The sequence below is a fragment of the Candidatus Nitrospira nitrificans genome, from assembly GCF_001458775.1.
GTDB lineage: Bacteria > Nitrospirota > Nitrospiria > Nitrospirales > Nitrospiraceae > Nitrospira_D > Nitrospira_D nitrificans.
Window position 1 is genome coordinate 65,418 of sequence record NZ_CZPZ01000012.1, and the last position, 25,825, is coordinate 91,242.

A 25,825-nucleotide genomic window follows, 5' to 3' on the forward strand; every position below is an offset into this window, starting at 1 on the left:
GTTTCTGCGCAACTTGAAACCTGGAACGTGAAACGTGAAACTCGGGGTCGAAACATGCGCGGCACAGGCGATTTCTCGACGAACCATCATGAATAATGCGGGCTAATCGACCGACGGAGTGAATCCGGTGGAACAACAGGCAACCATCTCTGTCGAGGACAATGTGATTCGCTGCCGAGGGTCTTGGACACTTCCAAACTTGTCCCGTCTGGAGCGGGGAGGCCGAGCGCTTCGCTGGCCTGAGACTCCCACCGTCCTCTACGACGTCGGCGAAGTGACCGCCATGGATACGGGCGGCGCGCTCATACTGCAACGCTGCATCGACGGCGTGCGGCGCAAGGGGCAGCAGACCGCGCTCCAAGGGTTGAAACCCGAATTCGACGAGTTGCTCAGGAAAGTGGAAGTCGAGTGGTCTCGACCCGAGGGAAGAAGCGCGGATCGCCGGATGAGCTGGTGGGAAAGTCTCGCGCGTATCGTGCAGTCCCGGCAGGTGTCCACGATTCGCGCGCTCGCATTCGTCGGGGAAAGCACCATCGCGCTCGGTCGAGCGCTGATACGGCCCCGTTCCATTCGGTGGCGGTCGCTCTTGCGGATCGTGGAGTTGGATGGTGTGCGGGCCTTGCCGATCACCGGCCTTCTGACGTTTCTCGTCGGTGTCGTGATTGCCTATCAGGGCGCGGAACAACTCCGCAAGTTCGGCACGAACATTTTCATCGTGGATCTGGTCGGTATCTCCCTGTTGCGGGAAATCGCGCCGTTGATCGTGGCGATCCTCATTGCCGGGCGGTCGGGATCGGCCTATGCCGCCGAGATCGGCACGATGAAGGTCACGGAAGAATTGGACGCGGTGCGGACGCTGGGTATTTCGCCCATGAACTTGCTCGTGCTGCCGCGGGCGTTTGGCCTGGTCATCGCCCTCCCCCTGTTGACGGTGTACGCGGATGTCGTGGGCGTATTCGGCGGCATGTTGATCGCGTTGGGGGAGCTCAATGTGAGTTTCGTCGAGTTTGTCGCTCGATTCGAGGAAGCGGTTCCCGTGCGGCACTTGCTGATCGGATTGGGGAAGGCGCCGTTCTTCGCGGCGATCATCGCCTTGGTGGGCTGTTATCAAGGATTTCAAATCAGAGGCGGCGTCGACGACGTCGGCCGACACACCACCATCAGTGTCGTGCAGGGAATTTTTCTCGTCATCGTGTTCGATGCGGTCTGCAGTATCCTGCTCAATTGGTGGGACCTGTAACAGGGTGTTGAAAAAGTCCGCCAGCGGCGTTCCCCGGCTTGCCGAAGCGGCTTCGCGAGGCAGGTCGCATCGCTTAGAGGCTCAACGTACCGAAGCGTACGCCTCCGTCTCTTCGCTCGCCGCGCCGGGCGTCGACGCAGGCGCGAGGCGAGCTCGCCTCGATGAGTTGGCGAAGCGGGCTCGTTACCGGGGCTGGGTGAGAACGTAGGCATCAGAGAGTATGCATGCCAGTGTGAGAGGTGGTTTCTGATGCGGTCGGCTACGAACATTGAGATACCGGTGATCGACGTGAGCCGCGTCGCGACAAAGTTCGGACAGGCCGTCGTGCATGAGGACGTCAGTCTGTCTATTCACCGGGGGGAAATTTTCGCGATTGCCGGCGGCAATGGGTGCGGCAAGACCACGTTATTACGAGAGATCATCGGCCTGATCACGCCCTCGGCCGGAACGATCCGAATCCTTGGGGTAGACAGTCGGCAGCTCGAAGAAGGCAACGGCCGACCGATTCATCGCCGGTTCGGGGTGATGTTCCAGCATGGCGCGTTGTTCAGCTCGTTCACCCTGGCGGAGAATGTCGCCGTGCCGCTGCGCGAGCATACGACCCTGAGCGAGGCACTGATCCGTGATATTGTCGCCGCCAAGATTGCCATGGTGGGGTTGCCGCCGGAGAGTGCCGAGAAGTATCCCAATGAACTCAGCGGAGGTATGCGAAGACGAGCTGCGCTCGCCCGAGCGATTGTGATGGATCCGGAATTGTTGTTTCTCGACGAGCCGACCGCCGGGCTCGACCCGATCATCGCCGCAGGATTCGACGATCTCGTGCTCTCATTGAAAAGCCTTTTGGGGCTGACGGTGGTGATGGTGACACATGATCTGGATTCACTGTGGCGGATCGCCAATCGCGTGGCAGTGCTCGGGTGTGGAAAGGTTTTGGGTATCGGAACCATGCAGGAGTTGTCCCGATCAGACGATCCCATTATCCGTGAATACTTCCGTGGCCCACGTGGAAGGGCGGCAAGCGAACAGGCGGCGTGGAACCATGAAAGACGTGAAACGTGAACATATGGGCCAACGGCTTGAGGTTTCGAGTTTCACGTTTCAGGTTGAGGCGTTTTCTTCACAACTTGAAACTTTAAACTTGAAACCTGAAACTCGGGATCGAAGGAACGAACGACGCTTCATGAGATACAAGGTCGGAGCAATGAGATACCAAAAAGGCATCTAAATGGAACCCAAAGTCAACTATATCCTGGTCGGATCGTTCGTCGCGTTTCTCGGGGCGGCTGTCCTCGTCGGCATTTTATGGCTAGGGAAGACCGATTACCGCGGCACCTACGACCGATACGAGGCCTATATGAAGGAGTCGGTCGCGGGATTGAGCGTCGACTCCACTGTCAAATATCGTGGTGTTGATGTGGGCCGGGTCAAGGCGATTGCCCTGAGTCCTGATAATCCGGAGGAAGTTCTGCTGACGATGGACATTGCGCGCGGGACGCCGATCAAGACCGACACGATAGCCGTGCTCCAGACGCAGGGGCTCACTGGCCTGGCCACGATCAATTTGACCGGAGGCAGTCGAGATGCGCCTTCGTTGCAGGCCCAGAACGGACAAGCCTATCCGGTCATCAAGACGGGCACGTCCCTCTTCTTCCGCTTGGATGAAGCCGTCTCTCGCTTGCTCTCGGAAGAAGGCTTGGCCCAATTGTTGGTCGATCTTGACACCGCGGCAAAAGGAGCGGCAAAGATCCTCGACGAAGAGAATCGCACGACCCTGAAGAAAACGATCAAGGATCTTTCTGATGTGGCCCAGACCATCGCGGCCCACAGGACCCAGATTGAACAAAGCTTGAACGGCGCGGCCAAGAGCGCCGACAACCTGGTCAAGCTGACCGCGTCCTTGAACGAACAGGTTCCGGCGTTGCTGGCAGGGATCAACAAGAGTGTCGTTGCATTGGGGACGGCGACCGATGAACTGGCTCGTACCAGCAAGACGGTGGGGACGGTGGTCAACGAAGCCAGACCCGAGCTGCAGCAGTTCACGAGACGGACCCTGCCCGAAGCCGGCTTGCTGGTGACAGAGTTGCGGCAGCTCACGGGAACACTGTCTCGCGTGGCGCGGGAATTGGAGCGAGAACCGAGCTCTCTGGTGTTCGGGAAAAAGACGCCGGCGCGTGGACCGGGGGAATAATCGTGAAAAGCATGAAGGATCGAGCGTGAAACGTATCAGACAACGGCTTGAAGTTTCATGTTTCAGGTTTCATGTTTCGGGTTTGAGTTTTTTGGTTTCTGCACAACTTGAAACTTTAAACTTGAAACCTGGAACTCAGGATCGAAGGAATGAATGACAGGAAAGGCTGGGAGATGAAGGCTCAGTTGGTACAGACGGCGGTTTGCGCCTTGTTGGTCGCGATGACGGCCGGTTGCCTGTCGCCTCGAACGGACTCTTCGGAGATCCATACCTACCAGTTAAGCCTTGATGGGAGGCCCAACGAAGCCCGTCTCGGCAAGCTTGACGGTCCGGTGCTGCTGGTGAGCCAGTCTCAAGCTGAGCCGGGATTCGAGACGCAGCGCATGGTGTATGTCAAGCGGCCGCACGAACTGGAGTACTATGCGCTGAATCAATGGGCCGATACGCCGGTGCGCATGTTCACTCCGTTGATGGTTCAGGCACTCGATCAGAAGGATGCGTGGCGCGCGGTGATTTCACTGCCGAGCTCGATCCCTGGGGACTATCGTCTCGATACGCACGGATTTCTGTTGCAGCAGGAGTTTCTCCAGCAACCCAGTCGCATGAGGGTGATGATCCGGGCGCAGCTGGTCGACCTGAAAGAGTCGACGATCCTGAGCGCGCGGGTTTTCGAGGTCGTGGAGAACGCCGCGAGCGAGAATCCCTACGGCGGGGTCCAAGCCGCTAATCGCGCGGTCGCGGCGCTGCTTGATCAGATTACCTCGTGGCTTGGAGAATGTGTTCGGCACTCGCCGGATGCCGCCGTTAATCGGGTGCTTGCAAGACCGAAGGGAAAGGGCAGGACTCCCGCCTCCTGAAGAGCATCCATGAGGGACGACCGTACCCATGATGCCTGGAAGTCCAAATTATCAGACGGGGCCATCCGCGATGTTCCGGCCGATGTTCTGATTTTCCGGGCTGATCGAGTCGCTGTACCGGCATGAAAACCTCCTGGAAAACCGGGATCAGTTTCGGATTAACGTCGGGGGTCATCACCACGCTCGGGCTGATGGTGGGACTGCACTCGGGAACGCATTCGCGCACCATCGTGATCGGTGGAATCCTGACCATAGCCGTCGCCGACGCCATGTCGGATGCCCTCGGCATCCATGTGTCCGAAGAGTCGAAGAACAGCGGTTCGGTGAGCCAGGTCTGGGAAGCCACACTCGCCACCTTCGCGGCGAAATTTGTGGTCTCGGTCACCTTCGTCATGCCGGTCATATTCGCTCCGCTCGATCAGGCGATTATTATCAGCATGGCCTGGGGGCTGCTCTTGCTCACGGCCCTGAGCTTCTTCATCGCACGAGCGCAGGCCGTTGCGCCCTGGAAGGTGATCGGCGAACATCTCTTTATCGCTCTCTGTGTGGTCATGATCACGCATGTGGTCGGCGATTGGATGAAAGGCTTTGTGGAAACGGAATGAGGGGACAGGCAGAAGAGCGACGAAGCATGTTCATGCGATGCGCGGCCAGGAATGCCGTAACCAATGGTCGTGACTCATCACAAGAGTCTAGGAGGACGAATGGAACAAAAGAGTAAAGTATATCTGTATCAAACCTCAGTGAAGTGGACGGAACAGCGCAAGGGCGTGATCGCTTGCGAGGGAAAACCCGATGTGCAGGTGGCGACTCCTCCGGAGTTCAAGGGCCATGAGGGCATTTGGTCTCCCGAGGATCTCTTCGTGGCGTCCGCCAACATCTGTTTGATGACGACGTTTCTCGCTGTGGCGGAGCGAGCCGGCCTCGCGTTCTCCACCTATGAAAGCGCGGCGGAAGGTCGGTTGGAGTTGGTGGAGGGAAAATTTCAATTCACCACCATCGCGATCAGGCCTATCATCACCCTGAAGTCCGGGGATGATGCGGACAAGGCCAAGGAATTGATTGAAAAAGCGGAACGGAATTGTCTGATTTCCAACTCGATGAAAGCCCACGTGACCTTGGATCCGGTCATTCGCCGGCTCCGCGGAACAACTTGCCCTTGAGGCTTTTGTCTGTGCGTAAAAGCGTAAAATCGTGAGGTCCGGTTAACAGAGAGGTTCCTACTGCTTGAGGCAACACTGTTGAACCGAGTCTAGCCTCTGAGCAGCCACCGCGGCTTCCCATCCCTTTTCACAAGGGAGAAGGCGAACCCGCAACGTATCGGGGAACTGAGCGCCCAATCGGGTACGAACTTCTCTATCGTCTCCGTCCGTCTCAAGGCGGATCTCGCAGTCGGACAGCCCCCGGAGGCCGATGCCTTGGGCCTTGAGCAGCGCCTCTTTCGCAACCCAGTAGCGGAAGAATCTCGAGGCGCGCTGCTCCTCTCCAGCCTGCATGATCGCCGTATGTTCGTCGCGAGTGAAATAGCGCTCGGATAGTTTCGCGACTTCGACGTCCGATCGGATGAATTCAAGGTCGACACCGATCTCCTGTGTTTGTGAAACCGCAATCAGCGCGCGGTTATGGGCATGGGACAAATTGAACGTGATCGCCGACCGATTTCGTAGTTCCTTCGTCAGGGAAGGCTTGCCCGTTGCGCTGCGATCCAAGGGGACCACATCCGGACTGACTCCAAGGTACCTGCTCAACACTGCTCTCAGGCCTCCGTGAGCCAGCACATAACGCTGCCGGGTATCCTCCCGAACAAGGCGCGCCGCTCGGCGCCGCTCGACTTCATCCAACCAGCCCCTGCATCGCTCCAGACAGCGCCGCGATCCTTCAAGCTCAATCCCCCACAGATGAACAGTGTTCGGTGCAAGGCGGATCGGATGGCGCCGATTTGTATCGGCAACACGCTCAAGTGAGTGGAACGAGATCAGCGCAGGGCCGTCCTGAATGCACATATCCGACATCATGCCGTCATCCTTGAGAGCGAAGCCTCTCTTTTCCCGTCCTCACATGCTCCACAACCTTCCCGTCATCCAGTTTAATGATCTGGTTGCCGAGGTGGAAATAGCGATCATCGTGAGTAATAACGATAACCGTTTTCCCTCGCGCACGCAGGTCAGGAAGCAATGTCTTGTAGAACACTTCCTTGTACTGTGGGTCTTGATCCGCCGCCCATTCATCGAACACATAAATCTGGCGATCCTCCAGGTAGGCCGTCACAAGCGCCAACCGCTTGCGTTGCCCTTGAGAGAGATCGAGGGTCGAGAAGGCGCGATCGCGTACCGTGACTTTCTGATCCAAATGCAGCAATCGCAAATATTGGGGGGCGAGCCTCTGGACATGAGAGTCTGATTGGCCGAGAAGCTTTTTGAAGAGGTAAAAGTCGGAAAATATGACTGAGAAGTGTTCACGGTACCACTCTCGATTTTCATCGGTGATCGTTGTGCCGGCCAGTCGTATGTCTCCCCGCACGGGTTGATATAACCCTGACAGCACTTTCACGAGGGTGGATTTCCCGCTTCCATTCCCTCCGATGATGAACACCAATTCGCCCGGACATAACTCTAGACTGATGGGGCCCAGGGTGAAGGGCGTGTCGGCCCCATTGTCCGCTCCGTAAGAAAAGACGACATCGGTCCATTGCACGATCGGAGGGATCCCCGGCTCTGGGTCCACTACGTCGCTCGTCCGGAGGTCCTCCGGACTGACGTCCAGTGATATACCCAATCGTTCAATATTTTCCAATGCCACTTGGCCGCGCTCGAGCGTCGGTGCGACGCTGATGATCGTTGAAATGGGACCCATCATATAGATCATGGCGACGATGTATCCGGTAAGCGCCTCAGGAGAAATGAGCCCAAAAGATGGAAAGAGGAATATAATGAACCCGATGAGGAAGTAGAGGGAGACCTGATTCCAGGCTCCAAGCAGGGCTTGTATTCGCGTCGCTTCCAGATTCGTCTTTCGGTAGAGTTCTGCCGCTCCTCGTACGTCCTCCTCTATAAACTCCCGTCGCCGAGCCCGATGCATCAGCAGCTCCTTCAGTCCATCGGTGAGCGAGCGAAATCGTTGAAACAGCTCGGCTCTTGCATCCCGGGATGCGGCAATGATGTTGCGGACACTGGTGTGCAACCACTGATGTACGAGGACGCTCACGACAGCGACTCCGAGCACTCCTAGGAATACGCTCCAGGACAACCAAGCAAGGAAGATTCCGCAGCCCAACACGAGCGCTCCGTTCATGAGGAAATTCGGGAAACATTGGATCGCCCATGTGACCCAACTGACGTCATCCGTCAAGGTAACTAGAATATGCGAGGCTCCTCGTTGCTCGGAACGAAGCAACGGAGCCCGCACAATCTTTGCGCAGAGCGACAATGAGAGATCCAGAATTGTGTCTTGTGAAAAGCGGACGAGTAAAACCTGTGATCCGAGGTGGGCCAGAATCTTGCCGGCGACAAGAGCGACGAACCCCAGCACTACAAGAGGAGAATGGTCGGAGGGATGATGGAGAACATAATTGATGAACGCCAAGACTCCGGCGCTCAACAGTCCGGACAGAACCCCGACACCGAGCATGAGCCAAGCCATGGAACTCGACCGTTGCACGATAAAGCGGAGAAATCGTCCGAAGGGCATCGCCTCACCAGGAAAGGAGATTGGAAGTACACACCTAAATGACGTTCGCCAACGGAGCTGACTTGTTGTGAGTATCCTCGGCAAGGAAGGCCCGGAGGTGCTTGGTCACCTCTTCAACATGCGGTGTGACAAGGAGCTGTCCTGAATTGGTCGCTGCCACTTGCACGGCCTTGCTCCCTGCGCCGCCGAACTCCGGCCAGACATGACGGGTATCCGTCACCGTCTCGGCTACATGCCGCTTCGACGCCACGATATTGAGAATACGACCGGGATATTTGCGAACGGCATAGCGAGCCACAGCTTGGAGCGTGGCTCGGGTTACACGTTCGACTTGGAAATTGGCAGCCAAGTCATCGTGAGGGGTTTCGCTTCGTGACAGCGACTTGAGTCTCTCGTGTTTATGCTTGATAAATGAGCTCCAGTCTTTGACGGGCAAACTGAAGAGCCTGCGAATAGTACTCATCGTTCTCCACAGCATAAACAGGGGCAGCCCAACCCTCTTCGGCCATCTATAACGATGTGGACGATAGGAGGAGGGATGCCAGGTATCCATCATTACCAGTGCGGCGGATTGCCCTTGCCTGATCAGTTGCCTCGCCATTTCGTACGCGATCAGTCCACCGGTACAGCTACCAAGGATGATATAGGGACCGTTGGGGTGAATGCTGCGGATTTCTGCAAGATAATGGTTCGCCATCTCCGGCACCGATGTAAACGGCGCCTCTTTCCCGTCCAGTCCTCGTGCCTGTAATCCGTAGGACGGCTGATCCGGACCCAGCAGCTTTGCCATCTGAGCAAAGACCAAGACATTACCCCCTACTCCGGGCACCATGAATATCGGTATGGCGTTTCCGCTCGGCTGCATGGCGACAAGCGATTGCCATGACGGTGTCCACTGCTCCTGTGAAAGTTTGGACGCGAACTCCGCAATGGTCGGCGCTTGAAACAACATTGCGAGCGGAAGGCGTCTTCCGTACACCTGTTCGAGAAGAAAAAAGAGGTGGGCGGCTTTGAGTGAATGGCCGCCGAGATCGAAAAAGTTGTCGTGGATCCCGACTTTTTGGACTTCTAATACCTGCTGCCACAAGGCTGTGAGTTGAACTTCCGTTCGATCACGGGGACCACTGTGAACCTGCCCATCGGCGAGCGAGGAGGCCGGCGACGGCAACGCGTTCCTGTCGACCTTGTTATTGGCCGTCAAGGGTAGGGCCGTCAGAAAGACAAAGAGAGAGGGGACCATATACTCCGGAATCTCGGATCGAAGAAATAAGCGAAGTTCTTGTTGGTTTGGACCATGGCCATCATGGCAGACCACATATGCCACCAACTGCTTCGTGCCTTGCCGATCATCCCGCGCGGTAACGACGGTCTGACGGACAGCGTGATGACGGCTCAGCGCCGTCTCGATCTCACCCAATTCGATCCGATACCCTCGGATCTTGACCTGGTGATCCAATCGACCGAGATGCACGATGCGTCCGTCCGGGCGATACCGCGCCAAGTCTCCCGTTCGATAGAGTCTCGCAAGAGGCTTCTGAGAAAATGGATGAGGGATGAACCGCTCTTCCGTCAAGTCAGGCCTTCCCCGATAGCCCCGGGCCAGCCCATGGCCTCCGATATAGAGCTCACCGGAAACTCCGATCGGAACCGGTTGCAGGAATTGATCCAAGATATACACATCCGTATTGGCAATTGGTCTACCGATGGTGATCTCTCGATCAGTCCGTTCGATTTTCTCGATCGTGGACCAAATCGTGGTTTCAGTCGGACCATACATGTTCCACAAGGCAACGCTCCGCTCCAGCAATGACGCCGCAAGATCCGAAGGAAGAGCCTCCCCTCCACAGAGTACCGTCAGCCTGTTACTGCCCCGCCATCCTGTCTCAATCAGCATGCGCCATGTGGCAGGGGTCGCTTGCATGATCGTCGGCTGGACAGTTTCACAGAGATCACGCAATTGTCGTCCGTCCATCGCAACCGTTCGACCGGCGATCTCGACACGGGCGCCGGCCAGCAACGGCGCATAGAGTTCCAAGCCGAAGATATCGAAGGAGATCGTCGTAACGGAGAGCATGATATCGTGAGCGGCGCATCCCGGCTCTCGCAGTATCGAACTCAAGAAGTTCACAAGGGCGCGGTGCGGAATTTCCACGCCCTTGGGCTGTCCTGTGGAACCGGATGTATACAGAACATACGCCAGGTCGTGAGGCGTCGCGATCGGCCCTAGATTGTCGTCTGCTTCCTGCGCGATGCGCTCCTCCTCGCGGTCCAGGCACAGCAAGTGGCAGACCTGGGCATCAAACCGATCGGCGAGGGAAGCGGATGTCAGCACGACGGCGAGGGAGGCGTTCTCCGACATATACCGGAGTCGATCTCGTGGAAACTCAGGGTCGAGAGGCACATAGGCCGCGCCGGTCTTAAGCACGGCCAGCAACGCAATGACCATCTCCAAGGATCGATCGAGCCCAATACCCACCGTTACGCCAGGCTTGGCGCCCAGGGCTCGCAGATAGCCTGCCAGCTGATTGGCCTTGGCATTGAGCTCAGCGTACCGCAGTGCCTTCTGTCCCATCGACAACGCAACGGCGTCGGGCGTCCGCTTGACCTGAGCTTCAAACAGCTGAGGAAAACACTCAGACTGTGGATACTCTCTTTCCGTGCGGTTCCACTCTTGTAACATCTGTCGGCGCTCGGACGCCGTCACGGTCGGGAGCTCGGACAGCTTGCTCTGAGGATTGGCCAATGCACTCTGGAGGAGGAGCTTATACTGTCCCAGCATCCGTTCAGCGGTCTGATGCTCGAAGAGATCGGTATTGAACGTCAGATAGGCCCTGCGGGAGAACTCCGTCTCGATCGTCAAACTGAGGTCGAATTGCGCGGCTTGCGTCTCCACCTCGAACGGCACCCAACTCAACCCTTGGACGTTGATCTCCCCGATCGGAGCATTCGGGACATTGAAGAGCACCTGCACCAGGGGGGCAGAGCTCTGGTCGCGAGAGGAGTGCATGATCTCGACCAATTTGTCGAACGGGAAGTCCTGATTGGTATAGGCCTCCAACGCCGTTTCTCGCACCCGGGTCATCAACTCGATAAACGTCGGATCGCCGGAGAGATCGGTACGGAGAACGAGTGTATTGACGAACGAGCCGATGATCGACTCGACCGCGGATTGAGTTCGGTTGGCGATGGGAGAGCCGACGGCCACGTCGGTTTGGCCGGAATAGCGACGCAAGAGAATCTGGAAGCAAGCCAACAGGGTCATGAACACCGTCGCATTGTGTTCCGCGCTGAATTGCTTCAGCCGTTCAATCAACGACGTGGGCAACTCCAGCATGCTGTGGGAGCCATTAAATGTTTGTACGACGGGTCGTGGATGATCAATCGGCAACGAGAGCTTGGACAGACCGGCCAGCTTCTTCTGCCAATACGCCGATTGCGCGCTGAGCCAGTCGTCGGTCAGAGAGCGTCGTTGCCACGCTGCATAGTCGGCATACTGAAGAGGGATCGGTTTTGGAGAAGGAAGTTCGCCTCGTGAAAAGGCATTGTAGAAGAACGCAAACTCATGGCCGAGGACTCCGAATGACCACTGGTCTCCGATGATATGGTGCATCGTGAGCACCAACACATGGTCCTCCGGCTCGATTTCGATCAAGAGGAACCGCGCCAGCGGGCCTTTCTCAAGGTCGAACCGCTGGTTGGCTTCCTCCTCCACAAGCCGAATCGCTTCCTGTTGCCGTTGTTCGAGAGGCCGCTGCGTAAGATCTACTTCCACCCAATGGGGAGGGCGAAAGGCGTGGATCGTTTGGACCGGTCCCTCACCCTTCATCATGAACGTCGTTCTAAAAGCCTCATGGCGGTGACAAATGGCGTCGATCGTGCTCCGAAGGGCTGATTTATTGAGCCGTCCCATCTGTCTCGACGCAAACGGCATGTTATAGGCCGTGCTCTCTGGAGCCAGCTGATACATCAGCCACATGCGTTGTTGAGAATAGGACAGAGGGAGCGGCTGATCTCTGGGCAACGGAATGATCGGCGGCATTACGGACGCCTGCTCCCTCTGGCGCGATCGCGCCACTTCTTCGGCCAATGCCGCAATCGTCGGTCGCTCAAACAGCGCCGGAAGCGAGATATCAACCTCGAAGAGTTCACGGATTCTGGAGACGAGCTGGGTCGCCAGGAGCGAGTGGCCTCCCTGCTCGAAGAAATGATCGTGAATGCCGGCCTCCGGGACTTGAAGCACGGATTTCCACAACTCGGCCAGGGATTCCTCGACCTGATTTCTCGGAGCCATTCTGGCGGACGCTTGACCGGTTGTGTGTTCCGGAGCGGGAAGCGCATGGCGATTCACTTTTCCGGTGGCGCTGAGCGGCATCGTGTCGAGCCACAGAACGACGGATGGCACCATATAGTGTGGGAGTCGAGTCGCCAGATGACCGCGAACCTGGTCGAGCTTTTCCCTGAGCGACGACTCGCCGGCGACATAGCCGACCAACCGGTGTTGATCCGGTTTGTCCTGACGAAGCAGCACCGCGGCGTGATGCACACCCGGAAAGTTACTCAGCACATATTCAATTTCCCCCAGTTCGATGCGATAGCCACGCAGCTTGACTTGTTGATCCACCCGTCCAAGAAATTCCACGTTGCCGTCGGCGCGATACCGAGCCAGATCACCGGTCCGATACAGTCTGGCGCCGGCTACATAGGGATTCGCAAGAAACCGCTCCTGGGTCAACTGCGGCTGGTTGACATAGCCGCGGGCCAAACACGCTCCTCCGATATAGAGTTCTCCCGGCACGCCGATGGGCATCGGCTGCAAACCGGCATTCAGCACATAGAGTTGCATATGGTCGATGGGTTTACCGATCGGTACCCGAGCTCCGGCTTCCTCACGAGTCGCGCGATACACGCTGCACCAGACCGTGGATTCCGTCGGGCCATATTCGTTGTACAGCGTGGCATGGGGCAGGAGCTGGTAATGTCGTCGCACGAGTTCAAGTGGCAGGCTCTCGCCGGCAGTAATGACGACACGAAGCGAGTCCAGCTGAGCGCTCAACGTTTCGCCCAGCACGGCATGGTACAAAGACGGGACCCACACGACGTGCGAGATGCGATGATGCTCGATGAGCGCCGCCAGCTCCGTGGGGTCGCGATGGGCGGTTTCCGATGGAATAACCAATTCCCCCCCGTGCAGCAACGTCCAAAAGATGCCTGTCACAGACCCATCAAAGGCCAGCGAGAAGGTCAGCAAGAATCGGGAGACCGGGTCCGGATAGTACTGAAGCCTGGCATGAAGAGAGGTCACCAGACTGCGGTGTGTCACGGCCACACCCTTGGGCTGTCCCGTCGAGCCCGAGGTGTAGATGATATAGGCGAGCTGATCCGGGGAAATGGAACGCGCGGGGTTCTCCTCGTCCGCCCCGTTTCCTGTGGGTAGAGAAAGGGTTTCTACATCATGGATCTGGCCGCGATAGCTATGTAAATGGTTACGGAGATGCGCCTGCGTGACCACGATGGAAATGTGAGCGTCCTCCAGCATGAGTTGGAGGCGATGACCGGGGGAGGATGGATCCAGGGGGACATACCCACCCCCTGCTTTGAGAATGCCCAAGAGACCCACGAGGGCCTCCACCGAGCGCTCGACACAAAGACCCACTGGGATGTCCGCGCCGACCCCTAACTTCTGGAGCGCGTGCGCCACTTGATTTGCCCGTCGATTCAGCTCTTGGTAGCTGAGGGTTTGGTCTCCATAGGTGACAGCGGGTGCCTGGGGAGTCCGCTCCGCCTGTGCCTCGATGAGTGCATGGATACCGCTAGCCGGGGAGGGCGGCTCGTTCCAGGTGAGGAGAACGTTCCGTCTCTCCTCGGCGGTCAGCAATGAAAGTTGGTCAAGACGGGCCTCAGGTTTCTTGAGGAATTCCTCAAGCAAGATCTCCAGCTGTCCCAGCATTCGGTCCACCGTCGAGTCGTCAAAAATCGTGGAATCATGGAGAAACGCCAAGTCCAGGCCATCCGCCTTGTTGACCACCATCAACACAAGGTCGAACTCCGACGCCGTCGGCTCCCAGGGGAGATGAGCGACCTCAAGATCCTTGACGGTGAACGTGGCCAAGGGGTCGTCTTCACACACGATCATCACGTTGAAGAGCGGAGACAGTGACCGCTCACGCTGTAGCGACAGCGCCTCGATCACCTCTTCAAACGGGAGTTCTTGGTGGTCGTAGGCCTGCACCACCACACGGCGTATCTGCTTCAATAGCTCTTGTCCTGTCAGCCCATCCGAAAGTTCAGCCCGCAACGCCACCGTATTGACGCAATATCCCATCACGTCTTCGAGTTCTCTCCGACGCCTGCCGGCCACGATCGATCCAACCACGACATCGGACTCTTGGGTGTAACGATGGAGCCACGTCGCAAAGACGGCATACAGCACCATGAACGTCGTGAGGTTTTGGCGCTGGCAGAAATGATCGAGGTCGGCTGAAAGCTCCGGGGAGAGCGATCGGGACCGCGCGCCTCCCTCGAACGTGCGCACGCGAGGCCGCTGACGATCGATCGGTAGCTCAACGGGCGGCCGGGCGCCGCTCAATTGCCGTATCCAGTAGGCTCGATGGACTTCACGAAGGCCTTGCTCAAGTCTGGTTCTCTGCCAATCGGCATAGTCCGCATACTGAACGGTCAATGTGGGCAGTAGGGCCTTTTGAACATCACCACCTGCTTCCCATAGAAGGGCCAGCTCCTTCCAGAAGATGCGGAGAGACCACCCGTCGGCGACGAGGCGGTGGAATGTCAGCGCCAGGACATGCACATCGTGCTGAAGCGACAGCAGGGTCACTCTGAATAACGGCCCTTGGCGCAAGTTGAACGGGTGGCTCCTCTCCGCCCGTAGGAATTGCCGCACCTGAATGTCTTGGTCCGCAGGGTCCGATGTTTGGAAATCTTGCCGTCTTATTGTGACGATCGCCTCGCCGGAGACTTCCGCAAATCCCTCGCCCCGCTCCGATTCGAAACGAGTTCGAAGAATCTCATGACGACCGGCGATGGCGCGCACCGATCGCTCCAACACGTCGGGGTTGACCGACCCCCGGATGCGCGCGCTCATGGAAATATGGTTGATCGCGCTCCCGGGATGCACTTGCTCCAAGAACCACAGTCGCTGTTGAGAAGGACTGAGCGGAATCCTGCCTTCTCTTGTAGATGCCGAGGGATGCGGAACGAGGGGTATTCGAGTCCCGCCGTCGCTGCCTGCGTCCCCACGCCTCTCCGCGGCCCGGTCCGTGTCATCCGGACTCGTGCTCGGTTCACCGATCCGAGCGGCCAGCGCGGACAAGGTCGAACATTCGAACAGCACGCTGAGAGGGAGCTCAATGTGGAAGACGTCGAGGATACGCGCAACGACCTGTGCGGCAAGGAGCGAATTGCCGCCGAGCGCGAAGAAGTTCGCGTGGCGGTGCGGAAGGGGTCCTCCAAGCACCTCTTGCCAGATCTCGGCCAGCCTTGTTTCGGCGCTGGTTTGTGGACTCTCGCTCGATATCACGTCGGTCTCAGCGTTTCGATCGGACTCCAGCGTACTCGATCCGACGACGGCGAGCCGGCCGGCCTCGAAGGCGGCTTTGCAGGCGCCTCGCTGAATTTTTCCGCTGGAGGTTCTTGGAATCGTGCCGGACTTGATCAGCGCCACCGCGTGGATTTCGAGTTCATATTCGTCAGCCAACGCGCGACGGATGCAGCCCGCCACCTCCGCCAGGTCGGATTCAGGCACCTGCTTCTCGATCTCATGGACCAGCACCACACGCTCTCCGGTCTTGTCCTCGATCGAGAAGGCCGCTCCATATCCTCGCCGCAAGCCGGGGTGTGCTTGCTGGGCCGACCACTCCAGATCATGGGGATAATAGTTCCGTCCACGCACGATGATCAGATCTTTGAGCCGTCCGGTCAGGAACAGTTCTCCGCGGCGGAGAAATCCCAGATCACCGGTTCGTAAATAGGGACCCTCACTCGACCCAGCGAGAGCGGCGTTAAATGTGGCGTCTGTTTCTTCTGGTTTGCCCCAGTATCCGGTGCCGATCCCGGTTCCGGCCAGCCACACCTCTCCCACCACGCCGGATGGGCACTCGGCGTGAGTCACAGGATTCACAATCCGTACATGCGTCTCTTCGAGAGGCTCCCCGCATCCGACCAATGTCCGCGTGCCCTGTGCTGAGGCAGGAGACTCTTTGACGATCGAGTCGGCCAATGCGCCGGCCTCAACGTGCAAGAAGCTCGGCTCCGCTCCCGCCCTTTTCACCGTCACCAAGAGCGTGGCTTCAGCGAGTCCATATGCCGGGGCAAACGTCGTTCGCCGGAAGCCATATCGACCAAAGGTGTTGATAAACTGCTCGACCGTATTTGGATGGATGGGTTCGGCGCCGCAACTGGCGACCAGCCACGTGCTCAAGTCAGCTCGCCACTCCGTCTGTTGGCGCGCAGCCCTGAGGCAAGCCTCATAGGAAAAATTCGGTCCCCCGCTGTGGGTAATCCCAAATCGAGACACCGCATCGAGCCAGCGTAATGGCCGCCGGAGGAACGTGACGGGCGACATCAGATAGGCGGGAATGCCGGCGTAGAACGGCGCGATGATTCCGTGCAGTAATCCATAGTCATGGAAATAGGGCAACCAGCAGAGGGACCGGCTGTTGTCCGCCACTCCTCCGGCCAGACTCAAGGCCCTGCAGTGAGCAAGTACATTGCCCTGGCTGATCATGACACCGCGAGGAGTAGCCGTCGATCCTGAAGTATATTGCAGATAGGCCAGGGCGTTCCTGTGAGGCCGTGGCGATTCAACCGCATCGACTGAAGTGTGGGGCTGATCTGTTGCGATCCACGTGATCGGACCCGCCTCGTCGGCGATCGCAAGCTCCGAAGACAGAGCCATGATGCTTGAAGTCGTGAGAACCAGCGACACCTGGGCATCCTCGATAATGCTGCGCAGTCTGGGCAGAGCATGTTTCCGCCTGATGGGATCGGGAGCCGGAGCGGGAACCGGCACAACACCGGCATAGACACATGCCCACAAAGCGCAGGCGGCATCGAGTCCCTGAGGGTAGAGCAGAAGGGCTCTGGTTCCCGGTCGAGCCACGTGTGCGAGACGGCCGGCCAGCGAGTGCACGGTCCCTTCGAGTTGAGCATAGGTCAGCTGACTTTCAATCTCGAGGTTGTCGCGAAGAAGCGCATAGGCAAGCTCCTCCGGCTGTTGCCGGCATCGATGCTCGAAGAGATCAGAGAGGTTGTAGATCGTCAGAGGAGGAAGTTTAGACATGGAGGTGAGACACAGACAGCCCTTGAACCGCTACGAATATCCGCTCCCCAAAATCCGTCTATCGATGAGTACAAAAGTAGAATGATTGATCATAAATGGAAAGAAGTTCTCGTTTTTCGACCGGTTCTGAAATAGACCACACGCATCGTGCGAGCGCTCGTACCTGGACGAGGAACCCCTATCAACAAACTGATGCACCGGTCACGCTCAGCGGTGCAGACTGTAGCATCTTGCGCCAGCAGGCGGGGAGGTCCTGGGGTATTTATCGCCAATTCAGCTCCCTATCGCGCGCTCCATCCTAGCAAAACCATCCAACCAGTCGATACATAAAGAGAAAACTCCCTAGGTCCGTTAAGAGACCATGGCACATTGATCGCAAGGTTTGGCTTCGAAGGGAGTGCGGATGCAGATCAGGCGATCACTGGTAACCTGTTGCGCAATCTTAGTCGGTATGGTCGGACTGGGGTTCAGCAATCTTGGCGTGAAAGAGCTTGCTGTCACGACACAGGAGGGTGATCCAGTCAGTGGACGAGAAATCTATGCGAACACCTGCATCCGCTGCCATGGAATCGACGGGAAGGGGGCACTCGGTATCAAACTTGTTCCACCTCCGGCGGACCTCACTTCACTCACCGTTCAGAGTCGGCTCGATGGGACATTGTTTCGACGAATTCATGGAGGAAAACCCAATACCGCCATGGGTGCATGGAAACATGCGCTCTCCGATGAGGAAATTTGGGATGTCCTGGCCTATGTGCGCACATTCGGGGTCGAGTCCGGTGGGCAACCGTAAGTTGAATCCAATGGGAGAGAGTTGTCTCATACGAGGGTGTCAGGGATATGATCAACTCCATTGTTCAATGAGGAGGGGCTGCCATGGCGTGTAATGTCGGAGGGATTGAGCGATCTATACGAATTGGAGCAGGGCTACTGGCCGTCATGATCGGCATCTTTGCGGGACTTTCGACTGCCGTGGCGGGAACAGCCCTTGCGGCGGGGGTCATCCTGCTGCTCACGGGCGCGGCGGGATATTGCCCGCTGTTTGCGTTGTTCGGGATCAATACACACTGTTCGGCGTCCGATATGAAGGAATGAGGCGAACTCCGTGAGCCGACCGGTCATGGCAGGCGTCATCTTGGTGAGTATGCTGGCGGGGACGATCAGTTGTGTCCCGCCTCCACGGGTGACGGACAGTGAGGAGGCGGTTGTTCGTCGGAGCGCCGGGTCGCCGGTCGATGCGCTGTTCGTCCCGCCGTCGCCCGAAACGATTCCAGGTGATCTGAGAGGCGAGCAGATTCGCCTGGGCTATAAGATGATTGCCGACACGCAGGAATATGGGAAACGGTATATTGGAAACGCGCTCAACTGCACCAATTGTCATTTAGATGCGGGGCTCAACCCGAATTCCGCATCCTTCGTCGGTATCGCCACTCTCTATCCACAGTATCGTGAACGAGCCGGCCGACAGATGACGCTGGTCGATCGAATCAACGAGTGTTTCGAACGCAGCATGAACGGAAAACCTCTGCCGCCCGACAGCGTGAAGCTCACGGCCATTGTCGCGTACATCACATGGTTATCACAGGATATGCCGCCCGGCGTTGCGGTCCCATGGCGAGGAATCCCACGCCTCATCTCGACCCATCAGCCTGACCCTCTCCACGGCAAAAAGGTCTATGAGAAAAAGTGTGTCTTCTGCCACGGTACCGACGGGCAAGGCACCATGGCGGGACCGCCTGTGTGGGGGCCTCGTTCGTACAACATCGGTGCGGGCATGGCGCGAATCAGCGTGGCGGCTTCGTTCATCAAAGCCAACATGCCGCGAGGCTGGGGCTGGACGGTGACGGACGACGAAGCCATCGATGCGGCGGCCTATATCAATACGCAGCCTCGACCGGATTTTCCCGACAAGATTCATGATTGGCCGAAGGGCGGCAAGCCGGCGGATGCACCCTACTGACAGACGCGTGAAGCGTTCTCGTGAAGTCCGCTCGTCCACGTGGCGGAACTTCGCTGCTAAGCGAGGCGAGCGCATCGGCCGACGGTTTCAAGTTTCAGGTTTTGAGGTTTCCGCATAACTTGAAACCTGGAACGCCGGGTCGATGCAAGCGATGAGGGGATGATGCGCACATGATCGGGTTTTTCTGATTTCGAGGATGGCGTTCTGATGAAACTCACGGCCACCTTTCACAGCGGGACACGATACGACATTGTGAGCGGCCAACATCGAATCATCACCGAACAGGCGGTGGAGGACGGAGGGCAGGATGCCGGAATGGGTCCGGTGGAACTCTTTGTCGGGTCCGTCGCGAGTTGTGTCGCGTACTTCGTCGGACAATTCTGTGGGCGGCACGGCATCTCCCGAGACGGCTTGACGGTCGAGGCGGAATGGACGATGGCCGAAGTTCCGCGCCGTGTCGGTCGTATCGAGATCGGAATCCATCTTCCCCATCGAATCAACGCAGACCAAAAGGAACGCCTGTTGAAGGTCGCGCATGGCTGCACAGTGCATCAATCCCTCGCGGTGCCTGCCGGCGTGGCGATCGAACTCAATCCCCACCCTCGTGCGGAGAAACCCTGGTGAAAGGAGCAGCGATGTTGAATGTGAGAATCCGGACGGTCGTTGGAAGCGCCGCGCTCGTGTTGGTGGGACTCATGTCGTCCCCGCAATTGTCGTTCGGGAACGATCAAGCGCGCGCGAAAAACATCATCCAGCAGACCTGTGTGCAATGCCACCGGCTGGAAGGCCAGCCGGATTCGCGTTTCAAGCTTCACGCGCCTGACTTGATATGGGCCGGCAGCAAGTACCAACGGCCGTGGCTCATTCGTTGGTTGACCGGTCAGGAAGCTCCGCTCTATGCGAAGGGATATAAGTGGGACCTGACACAGGCTTCGGCCAAGCACCCGATGGTCACGGAGTCGGAGGCGAACGCGCTCGCGGATTACTTTGCCGAACACAATAAAGATCCTCGCGTGACGGTGGGCGCATTCGATCTCTCGAAAGTGACGAAGTTCGATGTGACGTTCGGCGGGATGGCCTATAAAGCCCATGCCTGCCTAGGCTGCCACACGATCGAGGAAAACGGCAAGCTCATCGGCGGCCCGCAGAGTGCCGCGTTGCAGAATGCCGGCCAGCGATACGACAAGGACTGGCTGTTTCGTTTCGGTCTGAACCCACAGGACTTCGTGCCGCACAGCGGCGAGTTCCTGGCTGACGCGACAGAGCCACAGTTGCGCGCGGTGATCGGGTTCCTTATGGCGCAGGGCGTGAAGGACTTCACGTATTACGAGCCCTGGACGAGCCGTGAATTCGAGATGGCCAGCGTGGATCGAGGGAAAGTGATTTATAAAGAGTATTGTTCGCAATGTCACGGCGCGACGGGCAAAGGGGATGGACCGGCGGCTTCCGGCCTGGAACCCAAACCGGCGATACATGCCAACATTCCATTCGAAAAGCTCCCGAGCGAATACCTCTACAACGTCATCAATCATGGCGGACCGGCGGTGGGCAAATCGCCGAACATGCCGTATTGGAATTTGACGATCGGTCAACAGGGCGTGGCGGATGTGATCGCCTATTTGAAAGTGACATTCAAGGGAATACCGGATGTTGCCGCAGCGGGTGGTGGCGCTCAAGGCGGTGCCTGTGTGCAGCCGCGCAAGACGGCCAAGGCGCCGGACGACTTCCTGACGAAGACCAATCCGCTTTCGTCGTCCGTGGGGGCAATTCAGGGTGGGAAAGACTTGTTTCTCAAGACCGCGCAGCCTGTTGCATGCGTCATGTGCCATGGCGAGCAAGGAGACGGCAAGGGGTTGATGGGCGCGGCCTTAGTGCCGCCGCCACGAAATTTCACATGCGGCGCGATGATGCAAGCTATTCCAGATGGTCAGCTATTCTGGATCATCAAGAATGGTTCTCCGGGAACCGGCATGATGCCGTTTGGCTCATTGCCGGATGAGCAGGTCTGGCAACTCATCCATTACATCCGGAGTTTGGCGAAATAGTCCCAAACGTGAAGCCCGCTTCGGCAGCACCGCGAGGCGAGCGTATCGGCCGACAGCTTGATGTTTCAAGTTTCAGATTCCAGGTTTCAGATTTTTCCGAGCAACTTGGAACTTCAAACTTGAAACATGGAACTCATATCGCAGGTGTGAGCTACGCGCACGAAATACGAGCAACGGAGGTTTGAGGCATGGCGACGTTCATTATTTCAGGTAGTCGAGGAACCGATGATCCCACAATGGCGACGTTGCCGTTCATGGCGGCGAAGACGGCGAAAGAGCAAGGGCATGATGTCGTGCTCTGGTTGTGGAACGAAGCCGTCACCTTGGGGCGGAAAGGTGTCGCTGATCATATCACCGGTGTAAACCTGACCCCGTTGAAAGAACTGCTCGCCGCTGTCCAGGCGGCTGGTGTGCCGATCTGGGTGTGCGGCGCCTGTGCAGTGGCCAGACAGGTCGGCGGAGGGGATTTAGTAGCCGGCGCCTCGATCAAAGGGATGCCCGATTACATCAAGGCTGTGGCCGAGCGCGATCGAAACGTGATGTTCTGATCGAAGGCAAAAAGAAGGAGGCCGTGAATGGCACCTGATGGGGAATCGGCCGGGAAGCCTAAAGAACGGAAAGAGCGGAGAGATCCGGCAATGGTCGACGAAGATATGAATGGGCTGGAGACGATTCCCACGAGGGTGCCGCGGGAGGGGGACGGGTACCAGGTCCCGCGCAGCGCCATGATCGCCCAAGGGCTTGGGCGTATCGGCGAGCCGGGCTACGCCTTGACCGCGGATGACCTCCGCAGAGTCAATACAAGGAAAGGGTTTCTGAGGCTCCTCGAAAACAAAGCCGTCGATATCGAGGAAGTGCGCAAGACCCTATTGTACGAGCAGGAATTACGACAGTTGCAGGTCGAATTGGTCAGGCTGCAACGGTGGGTGCAGAGCGACGGGAAGCGTATCGCCATTTTGGTCGAAGGACGGGATGCGGCCGGAAAGGGCGGGACGATCCGCCGGTTCACCGAACATCTGAATCCTCGCGCCATGCGCGTCGTGGCTCTGCCGAAGCCGACCGATGCAGAGCGGGGCCAGTGGTATTTCCAGCGGTATATTCACCAACTGCCCAACAGGGGTGAAATCGTGTTCTTCGACCGGAGTTGGTACAACCGCGCCGTGGTCGAACCGGTGATGGGATTCTGCACCAAGAAGGAACATCAACGGTTCCTGCAACAGGTTCCGGAATTCGAGCACATGCTCTATGAAGACGGCGTGACGATCATTAAGTTCTGGTTTTCCATTTCCAAGGAAGAGCAGGCCCGGCGCTTCGAAGCCAGACGTCAGAATCCCTTGAAACAATGGAAGCTCAGCCCGGTCGATGAGAAGGCTCAAGAGTTGTGGGATGCCTACACGCGCAGCAAGGAAGAGATGTTCAGCAAGACGCACACGACTTACAGCCCCTGGATCATCGTCAAGGCGAACGACAAACAGGCGGCGCGACTGGAAAGCTTGCGCTACGTTCTGAACCTGCTGCCCTATAAAGGAAAGGAAGAGGCGCAGATCAGGTTGACGCCCGATCCGAATGTGATCACGCGATTCCACCGCAAGATGGTGGAACTGGACCTGTAATGTCGGAAGGCAGTCGGCCCCACCGACGAAAGGAACAAGAGGATGAAGACGAGTCTGTTGACTTTCCTGGTCGCCGCGATCTGCTGTGCGCTTCCTGCCGGTGCCGCAGAGCCACGGATGATGCAACCGAGAGTGCCCGCGGATAAGCTGGTTGAAGCCCGTGCCCTCACGAGCCCTCTCTCGAATTCTCCGGAAGTCATTGAGCAGGGCAAAGCGCTGTACCACGGCAAAGGTACCTGTTTCACCTGCCATGGTGTGGGCGGAGACGGAAAAGGACCGGGGGGTGCCAAGCTGAATCCCGCGCCTCGCAATTTTAAGCACCACGGATTTTGGCGACATCGCACCGAAGGCGAACTCTTCTGGGTCATTAAACATGGCTCGCCCGGCACCGGCATGATCGGGTTCGGGCAGGTCTTGTCCGATGAAGAGATCTGGGCCCTCATTCAATATGAGCGCACCTTCGCCGGCAGACATGGATCAGGCATGAGGGGTCAGGGTATGGGACCCATGATGGGTGAAAGAGAAGGCATGGGACATCGCGGGCGCAAAGGCGGAAAAGATGAGTGAGAGTCTTGAGGCTGAGAACCGCTCTATAGGAATAACACCAACATTTATCAATCCTGGAGGTTTTGGTCATGACGAAGTTGTGGAAGCGCTGGATGGTTGCAGTTGGAGGAGCCGTATTGATCATTGCGCTGACAGTGTTCCCTGTCTTTGCCGATGCAGGTCATGGGCAGATGGGGCATGGCGGCCACGATCAGGATGATCAGGGCGATCATAGTGGGGACTATCTGAAGCATCTGCTGAAACATGTCAAAGAGATCGGGTTGACGCCGGAACAAATCACCAAGCTTAAATCCATGCAGCTGGACTTTAAACGAACCGAGGCCAGGTTGGAAGCCGACGCGAAGGTGGCAAAACTCGAACTGCATGCGCTGTTGGAAGATGAGCAGGCTGACCTCATTGCGATACAGGCGAAAGTCGATCAACTGAAAAAAGCGGAATCGGCCTGTCTGTTCACAGTCATCAAAAGTAAGCGTAACGCCATGGCCATGTTGACTCCCGACCAACGGGAAAAGGACCGTGCCGTTCATGAACACATGAAGAGTGGAACCCAGCACGGAGGTGGAATGGGAGGAATGATGGGGGGTATGGGAGGTGGAATGATGGGAGGCGGCGGGCATGGACAGAGCAGTGGTGCTGCCAGTGGCGGGCAGCAACACCAGCATTGAGCGTCGAGTGTCGTCGTCCGTTCTTGAAAGAAGAGGAGCGCGCATGTCCTTACGTATTGTGGCTAGCCTCGTCGTGGTGGCGTTGACGGCTTCGTGGGCTCTGGCTCAGAGCCATTATGGAAACACGAAGAACGGAGAGAGAATCTTTCAACAACATTGTGCCGGATGCCACGGCACCACCGGTGATGGTCTGGGTCCTGATATCAAGGAGTTGATCGTCCCGCCCGCCAATTTTCGCGCGGCGAGGTCGCGCACAAAGACCGATATGGAACTGTATCTTGCGGTCAAGCAGGGAGTCCTCTTCAGTCCAATGCACAGCTGGGCGGATCGGCTGTCAAACCAGGACATGTGGGACGTCTTGAGCTACATCCGTACGTTGGCTCCGTTCAACCCACTCGGATAATTTCGCTTTACTACGACTCATGGATCCCTGTCGCATTCTGCGACAGGGATATTTCGTGGTGAGACCTAGAACGCCACAGGCGAGAGGTCTCCCATTTGAATCGTTCAGCAAGCTCTCGTCATATCACAACAATTCCCGCCACACTTGTAACTTCCGTGGCACGGACTTGGCTCTCTCAACCAACAGAACGTTCCTAATCTACGGAGGATTTGTCATGCCAAATCAGGACGCCAAGTGTTCACCAGAAACCGTTGTCCTCGCATTTCTCGGCGGAGCGATCGGGGGGATGATTGCCGGTATCCTTCTCGCTCCCAGGTCGGGCGAGGAAACGCGTCGTGAATTAAAGAGCCAGGCTCGAAGGACGGAAGAAGACATCATCGAGAAGGCCAAAGAAGCGCGCGCCGCTCTTGATGAGGTCATTGAGAGTGGTAAGCAGTTTGTGGATGAAAAGCGGGCCGATGTCGAAGCGGCGGTGAAAGCTGGTCGGGAAGCGTTCAAGGAGAAAATGGAGAAGTGCAGTAGCTGACACGACCATCATGAGGAGGGGTAGAGCGATGCTAATAGTCGACAATATTCGAAAGAAGCTGATCACTCAACGGCGTGAGCTGTTTCGGGAAGTGGCTAGGACGGAAGAGGATCTGCGCTGGCTCCAAAGCGATATCGAAAGCGAAGTGGAGGAGCGGGGGCAGGAGGAGACTATGGTTCGGCTGCTCGATCGCCTGGACGGGCGAGCGAAGGCCGAGATCGAGGCGATCGACCGAGCGCTCTTCAAGCTGGGGGCTGAACAGTACGGTCGATGTGAGCAATGCAGAATGGCCATCCCGCAATCCAGGCTGGAGGCGGTCCCGGCGGCCGCCATGTGCATGCCTTGCGAACAGGCGGAGGAGACCCAGGCGGCGCTGAGGAAATAAGTGAGCAAACTGTCAGCGTTCATATCAGGAGCGCGAGTCGCTGCCTGTTGGAAACCGACCAACGGATATCCTTCGTGAATGGAGATCGCCGGGGATAAGGTCCGGTTCACCTTAGTCCTCACCACGTCGTTCTGTCCGCTGGGTATGGAGGGATTCCGTAACCTGAAGCATGTATCCAGACCGGCGACAGGAGGCGGCGGTGGAGATTGTGATGGGCGGGGCGCGTAACTCGACGGTTGTGGGTCAATTGCAGTCGCGTCGGCCCACCTCGGGACCATGCAACGTGAGCTCACGGGCAACTTCCCGGCGTAGGTGGACGCTGAAGCGATCCGGAGCCTGTTAGATCTGTGCGGACAACTTCAGTGGAGACGATTGTGTGCGGCCTGTCCTGGCA

Annotated in this window: 21 protein-coding genes; 18 read left to right on the forward strand and 3 right to left on the reverse strand. The window is 57.6% G+C overall.

Translation table 11 applies throughout. The features are described 5' to 3' along the window. The first annotated feature begins 127 nt into the window (after positions 1 to 127). From COMA2_RS08390 to COMA2_RS08420, 6 genes are all read left to right on the forward strand, one after another. Entirely contained in the window at positions 128 to 1,240 is a 1,113-nt protein-coding gene (locus tag COMA2_RS08390) for an MlaE family ABC transporter permease (protein ID WP_245630944.1), read from the forward strand. 249 nt (positions 1,241 to 1,489) lie between these two features. After that, positions 1,490 to 2,299, forward strand: a complete 810-nt coding sequence (locus tag COMA2_RS08395; RefSeq protein ID WP_090896484.1) for an ABC transporter ATP-binding protein — start codon at positions 1,490 to 1,492, stop codon at positions 2,297 to 2,299. A gap of 166 nt (positions 2,300 to 2,465) precedes the next feature. After that, positions 2,466 to 3,428 (forward strand): MlaD family protein, encoded by a 963-nt coding sequence (locus COMA2_RS08405; RefSeq protein WP_090896491.1) that lies wholly within the window; start codon positions 2,466 to 2,468, stop codon positions 3,426 to 3,428. 149 nt (positions 3,429 to 3,577) lie between these two features. Then, positions 3,578 to 4,285 carry an ABC-type transport auxiliary lipoprotein family protein gene (locus tag COMA2_RS08410; protein WP_090896492.1) on the forward strand — a complete coding sequence of 236 codons (708 nt, stop codon included), beginning with the start codon at positions 3,578 to 3,580 and terminating at the stop codon, positions 4,283 to 4,285. 122 nt (positions 4,286 to 4,407) lie between these two features. After that, positions 4,408 to 4,890, forward strand: a complete 483-nt coding sequence (locus COMA2_RS08415; protein WP_090896493.1) for a VIT1/CCC1 transporter family protein — start codon at positions 4,408 to 4,410, stop codon at positions 4,888 to 4,890. Positions 4,891 to 4,989: 99 nt separating this feature from the next. Further along, entirely contained in the window at positions 4,990 to 5,448 is a 459-nt protein-coding gene (locus COMA2_RS08420) for an OsmC family protein (protein ID WP_090896496.1), read from the forward strand. A 57-nt stretch (positions 5,449 to 5,505) separates the two neighbouring features. Here COMA2_RS08420 and COMA2_RS08425 read toward each other — a convergent pair whose 3' ends face one another. Genes COMA2_RS08425 through COMA2_RS08435 form a run of 3 tightly spaced genes read right to left on the reverse strand, consistent with a single transcriptional unit; the run spans position 5,506 to position 17,267 of the window. Beyond that, the gene (locus tag COMA2_RS08425; RefSeq protein ID WP_090896499.1) at positions 5,506 to 6,300 is read right to left on the reverse strand and encodes a 4'-phosphopantetheinyl transferase family protein; all 795 of its coding nucleotides are present in this window, start codon (positions 6,298 to 6,300) and stop codon (positions 5,506 to 5,508) included. A 4-nt stretch (positions 6,301 to 6,304) separates the two neighbouring features. Beyond that, positions 6,305 to 7,972 (reverse strand): cyclic peptide export ABC transporter, encoded by a 1,668-nt coding sequence (locus COMA2_RS08430; protein WP_090896501.1) that lies wholly within the window; start codon positions 7,970 to 7,972, stop codon positions 6,305 to 6,307. A 34-nt stretch (positions 7,973 to 8,006) separates the two neighbouring features. Further along, on the reverse strand, positions 8,007 to 17,267 hold the full coding sequence (locus tag COMA2_RS08435; protein WP_090896504.1) for a non-ribosomal peptide synthetase: 9,261 nt from the start codon (positions 17,265 to 17,267) through the stop codon (positions 8,007 to 8,009). Between the two features lie 403 nt (positions 17,268 to 17,670). Here COMA2_RS08435 and COMA2_RS08440 point away from each other — a divergent pair, with 403 nt between their 5' ends. The 12 genes from COMA2_RS08440 (at position 17,671) to COMA2_RS08495 (ending at position 25,431) form a co-directional block, all read left to right on the forward strand. Beyond that, positions 17,671 to 18,060 (forward strand): c-type cytochrome, encoded by a 390-nt coding sequence (locus COMA2_RS08440; RefSeq protein WP_090896507.1) that lies wholly within the window; start codon positions 17,671 to 17,673, stop codon positions 18,058 to 18,060. 83 nt (positions 18,061 to 18,143) lie between these two features. Beyond that, entirely contained in the window at positions 18,144 to 18,362 is a 219-nt protein-coding gene (locus COMA2_RS08445; protein ID WP_090896510.1) for a YgaP family membrane protein, read from the forward strand. Between the two features lie 10 nt (positions 18,363 to 18,372). After that, entirely contained in the window at positions 18,373 to 19,227 is an 855-nt protein-coding gene (locus COMA2_RS08450) for a c-type cytochrome (RefSeq protein ID WP_245630945.1), read from the forward strand. A gap of 207 nt (positions 19,228 to 19,434) precedes the next feature. Next, positions 19,435 to 19,851 carry an OsmC family protein gene (locus tag COMA2_RS08455; RefSeq protein ID WP_090896515.1) on the forward strand — a complete coding sequence of 139 codons (417 nt, stop codon included), beginning with the start codon at positions 19,435 to 19,437 and terminating at the stop codon, positions 19,849 to 19,851. 11 nt (positions 19,852 to 19,862) lie between these two features. Next, on the forward strand, positions 19,863 to 21,272 hold the full coding sequence (locus tag COMA2_RS08460; RefSeq protein ID WP_090896517.1) for a c-type cytochrome: 1,410 nt from the start codon (positions 19,863 to 19,865) through the stop codon (positions 21,270 to 21,272). A gap of 188 nt (positions 21,273 to 21,460) precedes the next feature. Further along, positions 21,461 to 21,820, forward strand: a complete 360-nt coding sequence (locus tag COMA2_RS08465; protein ID WP_090896519.1) for a DsrE family protein — start codon at positions 21,461 to 21,463, stop codon at positions 21,818 to 21,820. A 177-nt stretch (positions 21,821 to 21,997) separates the two neighbouring features. Continuing rightward, on the forward strand, positions 21,998 to 22,885 hold the full coding sequence (gene ppk2, locus COMA2_RS08470; protein WP_090897354.1) for a polyphosphate kinase 2: 888 nt from the start codon (positions 21,998 to 22,000) through the stop codon (positions 22,883 to 22,885). A 42-nt stretch (positions 22,886 to 22,927) separates the two neighbouring features. Continuing rightward, the gene (locus COMA2_RS08475; RefSeq protein ID WP_090896522.1) at positions 22,928 to 23,452 is read left to right on the forward strand and encodes a c-type cytochrome; all 525 of its coding nucleotides are present in this window, start codon (positions 22,928 to 22,930) and stop codon (positions 23,450 to 23,452) included. A 68-nt stretch (positions 23,453 to 23,520) separates the two neighbouring features. Continuing rightward, complete coding sequence (locus COMA2_RS08480) at positions 23,521 to 24,117, forward strand: Spy/CpxP family protein refolding chaperone (RefSeq protein ID WP_090896525.1); 597 nt, start codon at positions 23,521 to 23,523, stop codon at positions 24,115 to 24,117. Positions 24,118 to 24,160: 43 nt separating this feature from the next. Then, positions 24,161 to 24,520 (forward strand): c-type cytochrome, encoded by a 360-nt coding sequence (locus COMA2_RS08485; protein WP_175304469.1) that lies wholly within the window; start codon positions 24,161 to 24,163, stop codon positions 24,518 to 24,520. 214 nt (positions 24,521 to 24,734) lie between these two features. After that, on the forward strand, positions 24,735 to 25,046 hold the full coding sequence (locus tag COMA2_RS20130) for a YtxH domain-containing protein (protein WP_175304470.1): 312 nt from the start codon (positions 24,735 to 24,737) through the stop codon (positions 25,044 to 25,046). A 28-nt stretch (positions 25,047 to 25,074) separates the two neighbouring features. After that, a complete protein-coding gene (locus tag COMA2_RS08495) occupies positions 25,075 to 25,431 on the forward strand; it encodes a TraR/DksA family transcriptional regulator (protein WP_175304471.1) in 357 nt (118 codons plus the stop codon). Positions 25,432 to 25,825 lie beyond the last annotated feature (394 nt).

What these genes read in the sequence shown, in the direction of transcription:
- COMA2_RS08395 (WP_090896484.1), top strand. Translation starts at nt 1,490, where the DNA reads ATGCGGTCGGCTACGAACATTGAGATACCGGTGATCGACGTGAGCCGC.
- COMA2_RS08455 (WP_090896515.1), top strand. Translation starts at nt 19,435, where the DNA reads ATGAAACTCACGGCCACCTTTCACAGCGGGACACGATACGACATTGTG.
- COMA2_RS08430 (WP_090896501.1), bottom strand. Translation starts at nt 7,972, where the DNA reads ATGCCCTTCGGACGATTTCTCCGCTTTATCGTGCAACGGTCGAGTTCC.
- COMA2_RS08435 (WP_090896504.1), bottom strand. Translation starts at nt 17,267, where the DNA reads ATGTCTAAACTTCCTCCTCTGACGATCTACAACCTCTCTGATCTCTTC.
- COMA2_RS08425 (WP_090896499.1), bottom strand. Translation starts at nt 6,300, where the DNA reads ATGATGTCGGATATGTGCATTCAGGACGGCCCTGCGCTGATCTCGTTC.
- COMA2_RS08465 (WP_090896519.1), top strand. Translation starts at nt 21,461, where the DNA reads ATGGCGACGTTCATTATTTCAGGTAGTCGAGGAACCGATGATCCCACA.
- COMA2_RS20130 (WP_175304470.1), top strand. Translation starts at nt 24,735, where the DNA reads ATGCCAAATCAGGACGCCAAGTGTTCACCAGAAACCGTTGTCCTCGCA.
- COMA2_RS08415 (WP_090896493.1), top strand. Translation starts at nt 4,408, where the DNA reads ATGAAAACCTCCTGGAAAACCGGGATCAGTTTCGGATTAACGTCGGGG.
- COMA2_RS08495 (WP_175304471.1), top strand. Translation starts at nt 25,075, where the DNA reads ATGCTAATAGTCGACAATATTCGAAAGAAGCTGATCACTCAACGGCGT.
- COMA2_RS08475 (WP_090896522.1), top strand. Translation starts at nt 22,928, where the DNA reads ATGAAGACGAGTCTGTTGACTTTCCTGGTCGCCGCGATCTGCTGTGCG.
- COMA2_RS08460 (WP_090896517.1), top strand. Translation starts at nt 19,863, where the DNA reads ATGTTGAATGTGAGAATCCGGACGGTCGTTGGAAGCGCCGCGCTCGTG.
- COMA2_RS08445 (WP_090896510.1), top strand. Translation starts at nt 18,144, where the DNA reads ATGGCGTGTAATGTCGGAGGGATTGAGCGATCTATACGAATTGGAGCA.
- COMA2_RS08420 (WP_090896496.1), top strand. Translation starts at nt 4,990, where the DNA reads ATGGAACAAAAGAGTAAAGTATATCTGTATCAAACCTCAGTGAAGTGG.
- COMA2_RS08480 (WP_090896525.1), top strand. Translation starts at nt 23,521, where the DNA reads ATGACGAAGTTGTGGAAGCGCTGGATGGTTGCAGTTGGAGGAGCCGTA.
- COMA2_RS08485 (WP_175304469.1), top strand. Translation starts at nt 24,161, where the DNA reads ATGTCCTTACGTATTGTGGCTAGCCTCGTCGTGGTGGCGTTGACGGCT.
- COMA2_RS08410 (WP_090896492.1), top strand. Translation starts at nt 3,578, where the DNA reads ATGAATGACAGGAAAGGCTGGGAGATGAAGGCTCAGTTGGTACAGACG.
- COMA2_RS08440 (WP_090896507.1), top strand. Translation starts at nt 17,671, where the DNA reads ATGCAGATCAGGCGATCACTGGTAACCTGTTGCGCAATCTTAGTCGGT.
- COMA2_RS08405 (WP_090896491.1), top strand. Translation starts at nt 2,466, where the DNA reads ATGGAACCCAAAGTCAACTATATCCTGGTCGGATCGTTCGTCGCGTTT.
- ppk2 (WP_090897354.1), top strand. Translation starts at nt 21,998, where the DNA reads ATGATCGCCCAAGGGCTTGGGCGTATCGGCGAGCCGGGCTACGCCTTG.